Source organism: Allobosea sp. RCC_152_1 (genome assembly GCF_041360765.1).
GTDB lineage: Bacteria > Pseudomonadota > Alphaproteobacteria > Rhizobiales > Beijerinckiaceae > Allobosea > Allobosea spartocytisi.
Map to the genome: position 1 here is coordinate 160912 of NZ_JBFUPU010000002.1, position 16201 is coordinate 177112.

A 16201-nucleotide genomic window follows, 5' to 3' on the forward strand; every position below is an offset into this window, starting at 1 on the left:
CCACCGGGCCTTTGCATGGCGAGATCACCGCTTCACGCCCAATGGGGCATGGCGATGGATCGGAGGTCTTTAGAGCGGCCCCTCGCCGGAAAGCTCCCGGCGAGGGGTTGCTCATGGCTCAGCTGCGATACCAGGCCCCCAGGTTCCAGGTATCGACGTCCCAGCCCGAGTGGTCATGCGCGAGGTTCTGCGCAGCGGAGACCACCTTCGTCCGCGACAGGACCGGCAGGATGACATTGGCCTCGCAGAAGATCTCGTTGACCTTGATCAGCAGCGCTGCGCGCTTGGCCGGATCGAGCTCCTTCTGCGCCTCCCGATAGGCCTTGTCGGCCTCCGGGTCGGTGTAGCGCGAGACGTTGCGGCCCAGCCACTTGTTCTCCTTGCTGGCGACTTCCCAGGAGGTGAACTGGTTGAGGAAGCGCTCCGGATCAGGCTGCGGCTGCGTCGTGGTGTACATCTCGATGTCGGTATAGAGCTTGGTGTAGGTGTCGGGGTTGGCGACGTCCGACGAGAAGAACACCGAGGCCGTGACCGACTTCAGCTCGAGCTCGATACCGGCCTTCTGGCAGGCCTGCTTGATGATCGCCTGGACCTTCTGGCGCGGCGCGTTGATCGAGGTCTGGAAGACGTATTTGAGCTTCTTGCCATCCTTCTCGCGGATGCCGTCGGAGCCCTTCTTCCAGCCGGCATCGTCGAGGATCTGGTTCGCCTTGGCGATGCTGAACTCGTATTTCAGCTTCTCCGACTTGAACTGCTTCGGCTGGTTGACGAAGCTCGCGGTCGGGATGCCGGCGCGGCCATAGATGAACTTCTGGATCGAGTCGCGGTCGATCAGCAGGTTGATCGCTTGGCGCACGGCCGGGTCCGACAGCGTCGGGTGCTTGGTCTTCTTGCTCGAGCGCTCGCCGTCGACCTCGGTCCACGGATCGGTCGTGTTCAGCGTGATGAACTCGATGTCGCCGGCCACCGCGACGCTGACCTTGCCGCGCCCACCGGTCTCCATGCGCTTGAGCACATCCTCTTCGACCAGCGAGTCCCAAGCATAGTCGTATTCGCCGGTCTGCAGCACGGCGCGCGCCGCCGAGACCGCGTCACCGCCGCCCTTGACCTCGAAGGTGTCGAAGAAGGGCTGGTTCGCGACGTGATACTCGGTGTTGCGCTCGGTCCGGATGATGTCGCCCGGCTTGAACTCGACGAACTTGTAAGGGCCGGTGCCGACCGGCTTGAGGTTGGCCGGGGCCTCGCGCGACTTGGCGCCCTTGTACTCGCCGAAATGGTGCTTCGGGATGATCATGCCGGCGACGCCGACAAAAGGATCGGCCCAGAACGGGGTCGGCTCCTTGAAGATCACCTTGACCGTGAGATCGTCGACCTTCTCGACCTTGATGTTGGCATAGGCGCCGGTGGTATAGGCGGCGGTCGCCGGGTCGGCGGCGTATTCCCAGGTGAAGACGACGTCGTCGGCCGTGAACGGCTTGCCGTCATGCCACTTCACGCCCGGCTTCAGCTTCCAGATCACTTCCTTGCCGTCGGCGGAGAGGCCGCCATTGGCCTTGCTCGGAATCTCGGCGGCAAGCTGCGGGAAGAGGTTGCCTTCCTTGTCCCAGCCGGCCAGCGGCTCGTAGAAGATGCGCGAGGCGATCTGGTCCTTGGTGCCCGAGGCGAAATGCGGGTTCAGCAGGGTCGGCGCCTGCCAGAGCAGCATCTTGAGCGGGCCACCACCACCGGCCTTGGTCGGCTTGTATTCGAGCGTGGCATTCGCCATCGCCACGCCATTCCAGGCCAGAATCTGGCTCGCGATCGGGGCGGTGATGCCGACCGCCGCCAATTTCCGAATGAAGGAACGCCGCGACAGGCGGCCATCCTTCAGATTTTCAACCATATCCTGGATATACTCGCTGCTCATAGCCGACCTTCGCGTTACGCAGAGAAGATGCCGTTCAATAATTGAACCGGCTCTAGACTTACCTTGGAGAATCCAAAGCCTGACGAAGCTTTGGATTCCGCCTCGTCGTAAGGAGACCTACCTTAAGCCGACCTTAAAGTGACCGATGATCGGGGCATGGCCGGGCAGCGTGCCGGGCATTGCGGCATAATGCAGCGGGACGTGCGAACGAGCCACAGCCGGCAAACGGAAAAGCCCCGCGACAGACGAGCTGTCGCGGGGCTTTTTCAGTTCCGAATCGGAAGGCTCAGCGCGTGAACTTCTTGTACTGGATGCGCTTCGGGATGGTCGAGTCGATGCCGAGGCGGCGCTGCTTGTCCTCCTCGTATTCGGCGAAGTTGCCCTCGAACCACTCGACATGGCTGTCGCCCTCGAAGGCGAGGATGTGGGTCGCGATGCGGTCGAGGAACCAGCGATCGTGGCTGATGATCACGGCGCAGCCGGCGTAATCCTCCAGCGCCTCTTCGAGCGCGCGCAGCGTATCGACGTCGAGGTCGTTGGTCGGCTCGTCGAGCAGCAGGACGTTGGCGCCGCTCTTCAGCATCTTGGCGAGATGGACGCGGTTGCGCTCGCCGCCCGAGAGCGAGCCGACCTTCTTCTGCTGGTCACCGCCCTTGAAGTTGAAGGCCGAGCAATAGGCCCGCGAATTGATCTCTTTCTTGCCGAGATAGATGATGTCGTTGCCGCCCGAGATCTCCTCCCAGACGTTCTTCTTGTCGTCGAGCGAGTCGCGGCTCTGATCGACATAGCCGAGCTGGACGCTCTCGCCGATCTTGATCGTGCCGGCATCGGGCTTCTCGACGCCGGTGATCATCTTGAACAGCGTCGTCTTGCCGGCGCCGTTGGGGCCGATCACTCCGACGATGCCGCCCGGCGGCAGCTTGAAGGAGAGCCCGTCGATCAGGAGCTTGTCCTGGAAGCCCTTCGACAGATCCTCGAAATCGACGACGTTGTTACCCAGCCGCTCGGCGATCGGGATGATGATCTGGGCGGTGTCGGGCCCCTTGTTCGAGGCCTTCTGCACCAGCTCGTCATAGCGCTGGATGCGGGCCTTGCTCTTGGCCTGGCGCGCTTTCGGCGAGGCCGAGATCCATTCCTGCTCGCGCTCCAGGGTCTTCTGACGCGAGACGTCCTCGCGGCCTTCCTGGGCGAGGCGCTTCTGCTTCTGCACCGACCAGGACGAGTAATTCCCCTCATAGGGGATGCCCTGGCCGCGATCGAGCTCGAGGATCCAGCTCGTGACGTTGTCGAGGAAGTAGCGATCGTGGGTGACGATCAGGATCGCGCCCGGATAGCTCCGCAGATGGCCTTCGAGCCAGGCAGTGGTCTCGGCGTCGAGATGGTTGGTCGGCTCGTCGAGCAGCAAGAGCTCCGGCTGTTCCAGCAGCAGCTTGCAGAGCGCGACGCGGCGACGCTCGCCGCCCGAGAGCTTGTCCACGGCCCAGTCGTCCGGCGGGCAGCGCAGCGCGTCCATCGCCTGATCGACCTTGGAGTCGAGATCCCACAGCCCCTTCGCCTCGATCTCGTCCTGGAGATTGGTCATCTCGTCGGCGGTCTCGTCCGAATAGTTCATGGCGAGCTCGTTGTAGCGGTCGAGGATCGCCTTCTGCGGTGCGACGCCGAGCATGATGTTGTCGCGGACATTCAGCGTCTCGTCGAGCTTCGGCTCCTGCGGCAGGTAGCCGACGCGCGCGCCTTCCGCGACCCAGGCCTCGCCGGTCCACTCCTTGTCGAACCCGGCCATGATCTTGAGCAGGGTCGACTTACCGGCACCATTGACGCCCAGCACGCCGATCTTGGCGTCCGGGTAGAAGGACAGGTGGATGTCCTTCAGCACCTGCTTGCCGCCCGGATAGGTCTTGGACAGGCCGCGCATATGGTAGATGAACTGACGGGACATGGGGCGAGCGGGCTCCGCTTTCAAACGCTTGGCGACGGGATGTCGGGAAATCTGGCCGCTATGTAGCGAGCGCGGCCAAAGCCCGCAACCGCGAGCAGGCCGGCACGAGGCATATTCGCGGTCTCAGCGCCAGGCGCGCCCGCTGGCATCGCTGCAGCCATAGGGCGGGATTGCGCGCGCGAACCGCTCTTTCAAGCGGCTGCAGCCCCAGGCGCGCAAGGGCTCGGGCAGGCGGCTGTTGATGTCGATGCCAATCTCGTCATAGGGGCTCGCGGCATTGGCGACATAGTCGTACCAGCGATAGCCGATCGTCAGGCCGCATCCGATCACAGTCGAGAGCACGACGAGCGCGATGAAGCGAAGCGGCCTCATCCTGGCCGGCTGAGGCTGCGGCCTTCCCTCCGCGGTCGCGCGGCGTTGGCGCATCGCGGCGATCTGCGCGAAGATCAGCAGCACGACGCTCAAGCCGATGGCGATGCCGCCATACTGGCCGAGCAGGGGCAGTATCTCCGCCTTCACGAATTGCTTCCCGTCCGTGTCGGGAATGAGGAAGCGCGCGCCGCCGTCGACCCGCTCCCAGCCGGAAATCCGGAAAACATAGAAGAACGCGACGAGGCCGCCGGCCAGGAACAGCAGAGCTACGAATCTGAGGCGGTTTGCGACCGACATGGCGTCCTCGCGAAGATGGAACGCCCCGATTGCCCGAAGGCAGAAGCTCTGTCCAGCGCCGTCACGAAACCGCCATCTCGGCGCGCGGCCCCTTCCCCCGGCACGACTTTTGCCGGAAGCTCCCGTGACCTGAACTCATTTGGCCCGAATGCTGCTGGAGCCCGCCAGTGAGCCTGCCCGCCATCCTGTTGCGCCTGCTTGCGCCCCTCGCCTTCGCGCTGCTGGCGACAGCCCACGCCCGCGCCCAGTCGAACGAGCCCGGCTGCCGTCCGGAGATGGCGAGCTATCGCCTGCCGATCCAGCGCGTCCAGCTCGCGAAGGACGAGGCAAGGCTCACCTTCGTCGGCCACGCCACCTTCCTGATCGAGACGCCGGGCGGGGTGAAGATCGCGACCGACTATAACGACTATGTCCGCCCGCCAGTGACGCCCGACATCGCCACAATGAACAAGGCGCACTCGACGCACTACTCCAACCGTCCCGACCCGGCGATCAAGCTGATCCTGCGGGGCTGGGATCCGGAGGGAAAAGGCGCTGCGAAGCACGACGTCAGCTTCGGCGACGTCCGCGTGCGCAACGTGCCGACCAATATCCGCACCTATGATGGCGGCACCGACTATGACGGCAACTCGATCTTCGTCTTCGAGATCGGCGATCTCTGCATCGCCCATCTCGGCCACCTGCACCACCCGCTGGAACCCGGCCATCTGCGGGCGCTCGGCCGCGTCGATGTCGTGCTCTTCCCCGTCGACGGCAGCTATACCCTCGATCAGGAGGGGATGCTGGAGGTGCTGAAATCGCTGCAGGCGCGGGTGATGATCCCGATGCACTTCTTCGGCGGCGGCACGCTCGAACGCTTCCTGTCCCGGACCAAAGGGCTCTGGCCGGTCGAGCGCCGCGACACGTCGTCGATCACGGTGAGCAAGGCGGCCTTGCCGGCGACGCCCACCGTGATCGTCCTGCCCGGGCACTAAGCCGGCGCCGTCAGGTGTTCACGCCGCCATCGATGGCGAAGCCGGCACCGGTGATGAAGCGTGCCTCCTCGCTGGCGAGATAGGCGACGAGCCCGGCGATATCCTCCGGCTTGCCGTAGCGCGGGATCGCCATGCGCGCCCGCTGGGCATCGGCCCGCTCGCCATGGGCCGGATTCATGTCGGTATCGGTCGAGCCGGGATGGACGATGTTGACCGTGATGCCGCATGGGCCGAGATCGCGCGCCAGCCCCTTGGTGAAGCCGATCAGCGCAGCCTTGCTCATCGCGTAAAGCGTGACATTGGGCTCGACGACGCGATCGGCGAGGCAGGAGCCGGTCGAGATGATCCGCCCGCCCTCGCCCAGATGTGCCGCCGCGGCCTGCGAGGCCAGCACCACCGCGCGGACATTGACGGCCAGCGTCGCGTCGATATCGGCGAGGCTCCAGTCGGCCACCGGGCCACCGCGGAAGATCCCGGCATTGTTGACGAGGATATCGAGGCCGCCGAGCGCCTTCACGGCATCATCGACCGCACGCGTCACCGCCCCAGGGTCGGCGCTGTCGGCTGCGATGGCGAAACCCTTGCGGCCGAGGGCCTCGACCTCCCTGACGACCGCAGCCGCCTTGTCGGCGGAGCGTTCATAGGTCAGCGCGACATCGGCCCCCTCGGCGGCGAGCCTGCGAGCGATGGCGGCGCCGATTCCGCGGCTGCCGCCGGTGACGAGCGCGCGCTTTCCGGCAAGGCGTGACATGACAAGCTCCATTTCTGTGATGATCGATACACAATCGATGCCGCGCTTGCCGGCAGCCGTCAAGCGAAATATATAATGAACGTCACAGAATAAATTTCGAGGAGCTCGGCGCATGGCCGAACGGGGCCGTCCACGCAGTTTCGACCGGCAGGCCGCGCTGGAGCGCGCGATGGACGTGTTCTGGGAGCGCGGCTATCAGGCGGCCTCGATGAGCGACCTCACCGAAGCGATGGGCATCAATTCACCGAGCCTCTACGCCGCATTCGGCAGCAAGGAAGAGCTCTACCGCGAGGCCATCAGCCATTTTGCCGCGACCGAGAGCGACGACATCCTCGCACCCTTGAGCGATGCGCCAACGGCGCGGGCGGCCATCGAGGGCTATCTCATGGCCAGCGCCGCGACCTTCACCCGGCCGGGCCGCCCGCCCGGCTGCATGGTCGTGCTCTCGGCTGTCAACGCGGTTGGCGTCGGCGAGGAAACCAGCCGCATCCTGCGCGAGATGCGGGCCGGCAGCATCACGATGATCGAGGAGCGATTGAGCCGCGCCACCGCTGAAGGCGAGCTGCCCACCTCGCTCGATCGCCAGGCGATCGCCAGCTACTACGTCACCGTCCAGCAGGGCATGTCGATCCAGGCCCGCGACGGCGCTTCGCGTCCGTTGCTGGAAGCGATCGTGCGAGGCGCCATGGCGGCATGGGAGAGCCTGACGCGACCACGCGCTGCAGCCTGACAATCCCGTTAACGCCTCGCTGAGGCTGATCCCAGGCTTTGCTTGCCCTTGCGGCAGATCGCGGCATGCTGGCCCGCGATCGGGAGACCGCCCATGCGCCGCATCGCTGCCATCGCCTGCCTCGTCGCCGCAGCCGCCCTCCTGCCCTTGCAGGCGGAGGCCGCACGGTTTCGCCTTGGCGGGCGCAGCAGCGCGCCAGCGGCCAAGGTCAGCCGCGGCATCATCGTCATTCCGGGCGCCGCCGCGGCAAGCCGTACGCAGGCAGCATCCAATGATCAGCCGCAGCGCGTGCCCTTCCCGCCATCCAGTGCGAAACAAGACGACCCGGTGCCGCTGCGGCTCAGCACGAACGGTGACGACAGGAAACCCTGGTGCGGCACCCAGCTCGTCGTCGGCGGCTTCTGCATGATGAATTGAAGCGACGAGTCTGCCGCAGCCGTCATTGCGAGCGCAGCGAAGCAATCCAGGGGATAGGGCTGGACGTCGCACGCAGCTCCTCTGGATTGCTTCGTCGCTTCGCTCCTCGCAATGACGGGAGGCGAGCAGCCTCGTCAGACCCGGCTGACGCGCCCTTCCAGCGGATAGGCCGGGTCGCTGTAGCCCGGGGTCGAGGGATGGCCGGGCGGCACGAGCGAATCCACCAGCGCCTCGTCCTCCCCGGTGAAATCGACATCCAGCGCCGACAGATAGGCCTGCCACTGCTCGAAGGTGCGCGGCCCGGCGATGGCCGCGGTCAGGAGGGTGTTGTTCAGCACCCAGCGCACCGCGAACTGGATCGGGCTGAGCCCGCGCTTCGCCGCGTGCTCCTTGATCGTCTGCGCGATGACGAGGCTCTCCTCGCGCCATTCGGCCTGGAGGATGCGCTTGTCGCCGCGCCCGGCGCGCGTGCCCTCCGCCGGCGCTTGGCCGGGCGCGTATTTCGCGGTGAGCACGCCGCGCGCCAGCGGCGAATAGGAGGCAACGCCGAGCCCGTAATAGCCGCAGGCCGGCAGATGCTCGACCTCGGGCATGCGGTTCATCGCGTTGTAGTAGGGTTGGCTGACGACGGGCCGGTCGATGCCGAGATCGTCGCAGAGCCGGCAGATCTCGGCGAGCCGCCAGGAGCGGTAGTTCGAGATGCCGAAATGCCGGATCTTGCCCTGGCGCACCAGGTCGCCGATGGCGTGGACGGTCTCCTCCAGCGGGGTCTGGTGGTCTTCCTTGTGCAGATAGTAGATGTCGATGACCTCGGTGCCGAGCCGGCGCAGGCTGTCCTCGCAGGCCTGCATCACCCAGCGCCGCGAAAGCCCGCCGCGATTGGGGCCGGAGCCCATGACATTGGCCACCTTGGTCGCCAGCACCCAGTCATGGCGATGCGCGGCGATGGCGCGCCCAGTGACCTCCTCGGAGCGGCCGTCATTGTAGACATCGGCCGTGTCGATGAAATTGATGCCGGCATGATGCGCGTGATCGATGATCCGGCGAGATTCCGCCTCTTCCGTCGCGCCACCGAACATCATCGTGCCCAGGCAGAGCGGCGAGACCTTGAGACCGGAACGGCCGAGGCGGCGATAATCCATGGCGATCATCCTTGGGAACGAGGCGGCGAGCTTGCGGCAGGCGGCGCCACCGCACCAGCGCCGCCGACGCGCGGCCGCCTTGCAAGCTCCGTGCGGCAAGCTCCGCACGGCAAGAGAATCCTTAATCTTTCCTGAGAGGTTGGGGCATCGATTCATGGCCGCCCGATGAACCTCGCCCAGCTCATACTGAGCCAGAACTTCGCCAGATTGCTGCAGGCGCTCGACGCGACCGGCGAGCTTTCGGCCGGCAAGACGGTCGCGGCGCAGCTCATCTCGCTGGACGCGGACGGCACGGCGACAGCCACGATCGGCGATGCCAGGGTCGCGCTCGTCCTCGCCGGCCCCCAGGCGAAGCAGGCGGCACTCCAGCCCGGCGCCACCCTGATCCTGCATCTCGAGGCGCCCGAGCAGCCCGGCGGCGATCTGCGCGCGACGCTCGTCGAGATCCGCCCGCCGACCGGAAGCCCGGCACCCGCTCAGGCTTTGCCGGCATCCTCGTCGCCCCTTCCCGCCACGCCTCCTCTTTCCACCGTCCCGGCCCCGCATCCGGCCGGAAGCACACCGCCGCCTGCGGTAACCGCCCCCACCGTCGGTGCGTCTCCGCTGGAGCCCGGCCGGCCTCCCACGCCGGCAGCGCCTGGGCCCTTGCCCGAAAACGCGCCCCGGTCTCTGCCGGACGCCATGCCCGGTCGCGGAACGCAGGCCGTCCCGGCAGCGGCGCCGACGCCGATCTCGTCGCTGGCATTGCCTGAATCCGTCGAACCGATCTCGGGATCGCCACCGATGGGCGCGACCGTCCGGCCAGCGGCACCCGGCGAGACAGGACAGCCCGCAGCCCCCGCGCCGGTATCGCCGCGTATTGCCATCGGCCCGACGCTGGGCGCGGCGCTGATGCAGCAGGACAGCCTGGCGCCGCTCTTCGCCAATTTGCGCGGCCTCGCCGAGGGCAACGTCGCGCTTACCCTGCCAAAGCCGCTTCTCGCAGCCATCGACCGGATCCTGCGGCAGGCTTTTCCCGCCGAGCGCCAGATCATGACCGGCTCACGCCTGCAGGCGGCCGTGCAGGGCTCCGGGCTGTTCATGGAAGCCCGCGCCGCCGCCGGGCAGGCCCCAGCGCCGCGCGGCGATCTCAAGGCGGGCCTGCTCGCCTTGCGGGAAACGCTCCTGCCGATCGTCGAGACGCTCTCGCCCGAGCCGGCAGCCTCCCGACCGGAGCGTGGAGCGATGCCGCCAGCGGAACCGGCGGCTGACGGCCGTAGTCCCGTTCCGCCGCCACGCCGCGACGGTCCGCTCGCCGCGCAGCCCGCATCGGAGCCGACGCTGCATCCGGGCGAAAAGCCCCTTGCCATCGCCACGACGCTGCTCGACCAGACCGATGCGGCACTCGACCGGATCAAGCTATCGCAATACGCGTCGCTGCCGCTCGATGCCCCGCGTCTCGACCCGGCCCAGTCGCAGCCACAGCGCTGGCTCACGGAGATCCCCCTCGCCTTCCAGCACGGCACCGCGATCCTGCCGCTCCAGGTCGAGAAGGAGCCGCCGCGGCGCGAGGCGCAGGGCGTCTCGCCGCCGCTCTGGCGCATCCGCTTCGCACTCGATGTCGAGCCGATGGGCCCGTTGCAGGGCGTGGTCACGCTGCAAGGCCGCGAGGTCGGCGTCACCCTCTGGGCCGAGCGTGAGGAGACGAGCAAACTCCTGCGCGGCGCGGCGCCCGGCCTCGAAACCGCGCTGCTCCATGCCGATTTCACCGGCGGCGCCATCGATATCCACACCGGGCAGCCGCGCGTAAAGCAGCCGACCGCCGGCCAGTTCCTGGACCGCCTGTCATGAGCGCGCCGCGCCCGCCCCGCATCGCCGTCGCGCTCGAATATGACGGGCAGGGTGCGCCGCGCGTCACCGCCAAGGGCCGGGGCGAGCTGGCCGAACGCATCGTCGAGACCGGTCGCGAGCACGACGTCGCCATCGAGCAGAACGCCGTCCTCGCCCAGGCGCTTTCCGCCGTCGAACTCGATGACGAGATCCCGGAGGAACTCTACCGCGCGACGGCGCAGGTCATCGCCTTCGTGCTGTCGCTGCGCGGCGAACTCGGCCGCCGCAACCGGGACGGCGTCCGGACGTGAGCGGCATCGTCGTCAGGCGTATCGGCCCGGCCGCCTATGCGGCGCTGGGACCGGCCTTTGCCGAGCTCGCCCGGCATGCGCTCGAGCCCAATCCGCATATGGCGCCGGCTGCCGTCAGCGCAGCGACCCTGCTGGCCGAGGAGGACGATATCGTCGTGCTCTGCGCCTGGTACAGCGAGGCGCTGGACTTCGAGCAACTGGTCGGAGTCTGGGCGCTCCGGCGCGAACGCGACTGGCGCAGCGGCTTCGCCGCGGTACTCGTCGCGCCGGTCCTGCCGCTCTACGAGGTCTCTTCCCTGCCGGTGGTCGATCGCGACCATGCGCTCGAGGCCTCGCGCGCGCTGATGCGCTACCTCCTCGCCTCGGGCGACCTGCCGCGAACACTCGCCTTGCCCCTGCTGCCGCTCGAAGGCCCCGGCCATGCGGCGCTCGCGGAAGCCTGTCGCACCACCGGCAGCGTCATCGCGACCTGCGAGCGCTGGGCGCGCCCGGTGATGATCGCGCAACCTGGCGACGACCCCGAGCGCTATCTGCGCCGCGCGCTGGGCTCCGCCTACAAGAAGCGGATGCAGCAGTTCCGCGCCGTCATCAAGAGCGGTGCCCTCACCTTCCGGCGCAGCCGGGGCCAGGCGGCGGTCGAGGCGCTCGACTCGTTCCTGACGCTCGAAGCCGCCGGCTGGAAGGGCAAGGCGGGAACCGCCATCGCCTGCATCCCGGAGGATACCGCCTATTTCCGCCGCCTCGCCGCGCTGTTCGCGGCGGAAGACGGTCTGCTGGTCGACACGCTCCTGCTCGACGGAAAAACGCTGGCGATGGGGCTCCTGATCGAGAGCGCCGGGCGGCGACATTTCCTCAAGATCGCCTATGACGAAACGCAAGCCCGCCATTCGCCGGGGCGCACGCTGACCGTCGCGATGCTGCGCGCCGACCTCACCGGTACGCCGCCGGAGTGCCTCGACAGCGGCGCCGGCGACGGCGTCGATGCCAGCACCTATGTCTGGGGCGAGCGACGCGAGATGGGAAACGCGCTCATCGGCATCGGCCGCAGCCGCATCGGCCTCGCCCGCGCGGCAGCACTCAGCCGGATGTGGCTGCGTCGGCTGCGGGAAGCCGTCCGAGCCCGATCGGGCAGAGCATCTCGTTCCAAACACCCTTGATAGGCAGACCAGGAGGAGAGTTCGCACAGCGCGCGCTTGACCGCCCTTCCCGCTCGCCGATAGAGCCGGAGTGCTTCGCTGGAGACGCCCGATGACCGTTGTCGCCCGGATTGGAATCGTCACGGTCTCGGACCGTGCCTCGGCGGGCATCTATCCCGACGAGGGCGGCCCCGCCATCCGCGACTATTTCGGCCGCGTTCTGACCTCGCCCTGGGAGGCGGTCGCCCGCGTCATCCCCGACGACCGCAAGCTGATCGCCGAGACGCTGATCGAACTGTCCGACCGTGAGGGCTGCTGCCTCGTCGTCACCACCGGCGGCACCGGCCCCGCACCGCGCGACGTCACGCCGGAAGCGACGGAGGACGTGATCGAGAAGCCGATGCCCGGTTTCGGCGAGTTGATGCGGCAGGTCAGCCTCGCGAAGGTTCCGACCGCGATCCTCTCGCGCCAGACCGCGGGCATCCGCGGCCGCACCCTGATCGTCAACCTCCCCGGACGCCCGCGCGCCATTGCCGAATGTCTCGACGCAGTGATGCCGGCGATCCCCTACTGCATCGACCTGATCGAGGGTCCTTATCTGGAAACCGACCCGGCCCTGATCGCGGCGTTCCGTCCGAAGAAGTAGGCTGCCCACGGTTTCGGCATCGTCACCCCGGACGCAGCGAAGCGCAGATCCGGGATCCATGCCTGAACTTTTATCGCAAGCGCTCTGGATGGATCCCGGGTCAAGCCCGGGATGACTCCCGTTTCCAGCGAAAACGAGGCTACCCCGCCTGCAATTCCTGCCCGATCGCCCTGACGAGCTGCGGCGAGAGCGGATCGGTGCCGGCCGGATAGCCGCCGACGAGCTCGCCATGGGAGCCGATCAGGTATTTGTGGAAATTCCAGCGCGGCGTCTCCGCCGGCTTCTGCGCGGCCGCCCAGCGATAGAACGGATGCGCCTGCGGCCCCTTCACCACGGTCTTCTCGACGAAGGCATAGGTCGCACCATAGCTCTCGCGCGCCGCCTCGGCGATGGCGGCACCGTCCAGCGGCTCCTGCCCGCCGAAATCATTGCTCGGCACGGCGACCAGCATCAGCCCGCGCGGCTGGTAGCGTTGCCAGAGCTGTTCCAGCGTCGCCATCTGCCCGGCATAGCCGCAGCGCGTCGCGGTGTTGACGACGAGGATCGGCCGGCCGCGATAGTCCGACAGTGCAAGCCGCCCGCTGCCGGGCCTGTCGAAGCCGAAGGCATAGGCGTCTGCAGCCTGCGCCGCGGCGCGACCCGGCAACGCCGCCAGCGCACCGAGGCCTGCGATCAACGTCCGCCTGTCCATGTCAGACCCCTTATACGTCTCCGACCCGCAAATGGATGCGCCCCGAAACCTTCCGGCTCCGGGGCGCATCGGCAATGCACATGTCCGCGAGCCACGCTCGCGGAGGGAGCCTCAGCAGGCGAGGACCTTCTTCACCCGCACCTCGAGGTCGCGCAGCTCATAGGGCTTCACGACGTAATGGTCGGCGCCGTTGCTGGTCGCCTCGTCCATCTTGTCGACCGAGCGCTCGGAGGTCGCCATGATGATCTTGATCTGGTTGAGCTCGGGCACGGAGCGGATGGCGCGCAGCAGATCGATGCCGCTCATGCCTTCCATGTTCCAGTCGAGCAGCAGCAGGTCGTAGCGCTTCTGCTGCATCTTCATCAGCGCCTCGCGGGCGTTCTCCGCCTCGTCGATATCCTGAAACTCGATCTGCTTCAGGAAATAGGTCGCGAGCCCGCGCATGCTTTTCTGGTCGTCGACCACGAGGATGCGGTAGTCGCTTCTCGCCTTTGACATCACACTCTCCTCACGCGGTCCGCAGATGCGAGCGATCGCCGATGAGATGGCTCACCGTCGTGCCGATCTGGTCCAGCGGGACAACCCGTTCGGCTGCTCCGATCTCGAAGGCCGCTTTCGGCATTCCGTTTACCACGCAGGTCTCCCCGCTTTGGATTAACGTTTCGGCTCCGGCTTTCCGCATGGCTAACAAACCGTCAGCACCGTCCCGGCCCATGCCGGTGAGCAGGATGCCGACCGCCTGCGAACCGATACTGCGTGCCACCGAATGGAACATCACGTCGACGGAGGGCGAATGCCCGCTGACGAGCGGCCCCTCCTTCAGCACGCAGACGAACTCGCCGCGCCGCTCCTCGATCTCGAGATGGCGCGGCCCGCCCGGCGCGACCACCGCCATCCCCGGCTTCAGGCGGTCGCCATCGGCGGCCTCGCGCACGTCGAGGCCCGTGGCGCCCGCCAGCCGCGCGGCGAATTTCGCCGTGTAGCCGGGCGGCATGTGCTGGACGACCACGATCGGCAGCCGCAGATGCGCAAGATCGCGCATCACCGCCTGCACGGCCGGCACGCCGCCCGTCGAGGCTCCGATGGCGATCAAGGAGGTCCTGCCCGCGCGCGCCGGCTCCCGCGGCAGGGCCGTCGGACGCGCCGGAGCGCCACCTTGCGCCATCTGCCGGGCGGCGGCGATCATCTTGCGGCTGGCCGCGGCGCGCTGCAGCGCCGCCACCAGATGCTTCATGAAGCCTTCGAGCGTATGGGTCGTGCCGTCCGGCTTCTCGATGAAGTCGATGGCGCCGAGCTCCAGCGCCTGGATGGTGTTGTCGGCGCCGGGGCCCCCGAAAGCGGAGACGATCAGCACCGGCAGCGGATCCTGCTTCAGAACCCGCGCGAGGAGCTTGAGGCCGTGCCGGCCCGGCAGTTCGAGGTCGAGCGTGACGACATCGGGCCGCAGGTCCTGGATCGCGTCCCAGCCTTCCTCGGCGCTGCCGGCGACGCCGATCACCTCGAAACCCGGCGCCCCGTTGATGATCTGCGTCATCAGCTTCTGCATCAGCACGGAATCGTCGACGACGAGAACCTTGACCGGCGCGGCGGAGGATGTCGCCATGCTCATCACCAGACCTCCACTTCACCAGCCACGGGCTGGCTCTTGAGCCGGTTGAGATAGGCGATTTCCTGCTCGTGGCCGCTGTCGCGTGCCGTGGGCTGGACATGCTGCACCCAGGCTCGCCCGGTCGAGGGCTGGTAGTGGATGCGCCGCGAGCGCGTGCCGCCGACATCCCGCGAGACCACGGGAATGCCCTCGACCTTCAGGAATTCGTTGACGAAGGCGATGTTGCCGTCGCCGATGGCCAGCATCGTCGCGCCCGAGAGCACGCGCGCGCCGCCGAACACCTTGGCCTCGAAATTCTGGCGCCTGGCGCCGCGCTTCAGCAGGGCGTTGATCAGCACCTCCATCGCCGTGTCGCCATAGCGCTCGCCGGCGCTGGCGTCTGTGCCGCCATTGTTCTTCGGCAGCAGGAAGTGGTTGAGGCCGCCGACGCCGGCTTGCGGATCGCGCAGGCATACCGAGACGCAGGAGCCCAGCACGGTGGCGACGATCTCGTCCTTGGCCGATGTGATCTCGTGCTCGCCCGGCGCGACGGTGATGATCGTCGCCTCGAAGCGCGGATCGAAATAGCGGCGGGAGGATCGGGAGACGCTCATGCTGTTCTCTCGTAGATGGTGCGCCCGATCAGCCGCAGATTGGGATGCGGCTGCGGCAGTGATTCCGAATGGCCGAGATAGAGGAAGCCGCCGGGCGACAGCAGCGCCACGAAGCGGTCGAGGATCGAGGCCTTGGTCTGCGTGTCGAAATAGATGAAGACGTTGCGGCAGAAGATGACGTCGAAAGGTCCCTTCATCGGCCAGGTCTCGATGAGGTTCAGGCGCTTGAAGGCGACCATCCGGCGCAGCTCCTCGCTGATGCGCGCATCGCCCCGGGTGGAACCGGCTTCCAGCCGCATCGACGGTTTCACATCCGCCGGCAGGCGCTCGAACAGGTCAGCCGGGTAGATGCCGGCCTCGGCCCGCGCGAGAATATCCGTGTCGATATCCGTAGCCAGGATCCTGAAGTCGAGATCGCTGCGCGGGCCGATCGCCTCGCGGCAGGTGGCGGCGATCGAATAGGCTTCCTCGCCGGAGGAGCAGGCCGAGGACCAGATGCGGATGCGCCCGCGCCGGCCGGCACGTTCCTGGACGAGGCGCGGCATCACCTCCCGACGCAGATGGTCGAAATGGTGGCGCTCGCGGAAGAAGGCGGTGTGGTTGGTCGTCACCGCGTTGATCAGCTCGGGCAATTCGCTCGCCGCCTGCGGCGTCTTCAGGAAGGCGCAGTATTCCGCGACCGAGCTCAGCCCCAGCGCCTTCACCCGCCGCGCGAGACGCCCGCGCGTCATCGCCTCCTTGTGCTCGCGGATGACGATGCCGGCCTGCTCATAGACCAGCGCCGCGATGAACTTCATGTCCTCGCGCGTCAGGGTGATGTCCGCGCCGATCGCCGAAGCAGGAATCGTGGCCGGGATGATGCCGGATAGCGACATGGC

17 protein-coding genes are annotated in these 16201 nt (G+C 67.2%); 7 read left to right on the top strand and 10 right to left on the bottom strand.

The genetic code is table 11. The features are described from left to right. Positions 1–118: 118 nt before the first annotated feature. The 3 genes from AB6806_RS07075 to AB6806_RS07085 all read right to left on the bottom strand — a co-directional run bounded on the left by AB6806_RS07075 (position 119) and on the right by AB6806_RS07085 (position 4514). Positions 119–1906 carry a peptide ABC transporter substrate-binding protein gene (locus AB6806_RS07075; protein WP_370954349.1) on the bottom strand — a complete coding sequence of 596 codons (1788 nt, stop codon included), beginning with the start codon at positions 1904–1906 and terminating at the stop codon, positions 119–121. Between the two features lie 286 nt (positions 1907–2192). Further along, positions 2193–3845 carry an energy-dependent translational throttle protein EttA gene (gene ettA, locus AB6806_RS07080; protein WP_038358914.1) on the bottom strand — a complete coding sequence of 551 codons (1653 nt, stop codon included), beginning with the start codon at positions 3843–3845 and terminating at the stop codon, positions 2193–2195. Between the two features lie 123 nt (positions 3846–3968). Next, positions 3969–4514, bottom strand: coding sequence for a hypothetical protein (locus AB6806_RS07085; protein WP_248311086.1), 546 nt, complete (start codon positions 4512–4514; stop codon positions 3969–3971). A 167-nt stretch (positions 4515–4681) separates the two neighbouring features. On the opposite strand from AB6806_RS07085, the gene AB6806_RS07090 reads away from it, so the two are divergent. Continuing rightward, positions 4682–5488: an MBL fold metallo-hydrolase gene (locus AB6806_RS07090; protein ID WP_370954350.1), complete on the top strand. Its 807-nt coding sequence runs from the start codon at positions 4682–4684 to the stop codon at positions 5486–5488. A gap of 10 nt (positions 5489–5498) precedes the next feature. Here the strand turns inward: AB6806_RS07090 and AB6806_RS07095 are convergent, their stop codons facing one another. Beyond that, positions 5499–6239, bottom strand: coding sequence for an SDR family NAD(P)-dependent oxidoreductase (locus AB6806_RS07095; RefSeq protein WP_142021786.1), 741 nt, complete (start codon positions 6237–6239; stop codon positions 5499–5501). Between the two features lie 112 nt (positions 6240–6351). Here AB6806_RS07095 and AB6806_RS07100 point away from each other — a divergent pair, with 112 nt between their 5' ends. Then, entirely contained in the window at positions 6352–6969 is a 618-nt protein-coding gene (locus AB6806_RS07100) for a TetR/AcrR family transcriptional regulator (RefSeq protein WP_142021785.1), read from the top strand. A gap of 93 nt (positions 6970–7062) precedes the next feature. Continuing rightward, positions 7063–7386 carry a hypothetical protein gene (locus AB6806_RS07105; protein WP_142021784.1) on the top strand — a complete coding sequence of 108 codons (324 nt, stop codon included), beginning with the start codon at positions 7063–7065 and terminating at the stop codon, positions 7384–7386. Positions 7387–7520: 134 nt separating this feature from the next. Here the strand turns inward: AB6806_RS07105 and AB6806_RS07110 are convergent, their stop codons facing one another. Next, on the bottom strand, positions 7521–8528 hold the full coding sequence (locus AB6806_RS07110; protein WP_142021783.1) for an aldo/keto reductase: 1008 nt from the start codon (positions 8526–8528) through the stop codon (positions 7521–7523). A gap of 165 nt (positions 8529–8693) precedes the next feature. Between AB6806_RS07110 and fliK the strand changes: the two genes are divergently transcribed. The 4 genes from fliK to mog all read left to right on the top strand — a co-directional run bounded on the left by fliK (position 8694) and on the right by mog (position 12430). Further along, complete coding sequence (fliK, locus tag AB6806_RS07115) at positions 8694–10358, top strand: flagellar hook-length control protein FliK (RefSeq protein WP_370954351.1); 1665 nt, start codon at positions 8694–8696, stop codon at positions 10356–10358. Then, positions 10355–10648: an EscU/YscU/HrcU family type III secretion system export apparatus switch protein gene (locus AB6806_RS07120; RefSeq protein WP_112765307.1), complete on the top strand. Its 294-nt coding sequence runs from the start codon at positions 10355–10357 to the stop codon at positions 10646–10648. Before fliK ends, AB6806_RS07120 begins: the two co-directional genes overlap by 4 nt. Then, positions 10645–11805, top strand: coding sequence for a GNAT family N-acetyltransferase (locus AB6806_RS07125; protein ID WP_142021781.1), 1161 nt, complete (start codon positions 10645–10647; stop codon positions 11803–11805). The genes AB6806_RS07120 and AB6806_RS07125 overlap by 4 nt, the downstream gene beginning before the upstream one ends. A 91-nt stretch (positions 11806–11896) precedes the next feature. Further along, on the top strand, positions 11897–12430 hold the full coding sequence (gene mog, locus AB6806_RS07130; protein ID WP_142021780.1) for a molybdopterin adenylyltransferase: 534 nt from the start codon (positions 11897–11899) through the stop codon (positions 12428–12430). A 139-nt stretch (positions 12431–12569) separates the two neighbouring features. On the opposite strand, the gene AB6806_RS07135 is transcribed toward mog, so the two are convergent. From AB6806_RS07135 to AB6806_RS07155, 5 genes are all read right to left on the bottom strand, one after another. Further along, on the bottom strand, positions 12570–13121 hold the full coding sequence (locus AB6806_RS07135) for a glutathione peroxidase (protein WP_113252504.1): 552 nt from the start codon (positions 13119–13121) through the stop codon (positions 12570–12572). Between the two features lie 111 nt (positions 13122–13232). Then, on the bottom strand, positions 13233–13619 hold the full coding sequence (locus AB6806_RS07140; protein ID WP_038358933.1) for a response regulator: 387 nt from the start codon (positions 13617–13619) through the stop codon (positions 13233–13235). A 10-nt stretch (positions 13620–13629) separates the two neighbouring features. Then, positions 13630–14730, bottom strand: a complete 1101-nt coding sequence (gene cheB / locus AB6806_RS07145) for a chemotaxis-specific protein-glutamate methyltransferase CheB (protein ID WP_113252505.1) — start codon at positions 14728–14730, stop codon at positions 13630–13632. Next, positions 14730–15323 carry a hypothetical protein gene (locus AB6806_RS07150; protein WP_038358937.1) on the bottom strand — a complete coding sequence of 198 codons (594 nt, stop codon included), beginning with the start codon at positions 15321–15323 and terminating at the stop codon, positions 14730–14732. Before AB6806_RS07150 ends, cheB begins: the two co-directional genes overlap by 1 nt. Further along, positions 15320–16198 carry a CheR family methyltransferase gene (locus AB6806_RS07155; protein ID WP_051987500.1) on the bottom strand — a complete coding sequence of 293 codons (879 nt, stop codon included), beginning with the start codon at positions 16196–16198 and terminating at the stop codon, positions 15320–15322. Before AB6806_RS07155 ends, AB6806_RS07150 begins: the two co-directional genes overlap by 4 nt. Positions 16199–16201 lie beyond the last annotated feature (3 nt).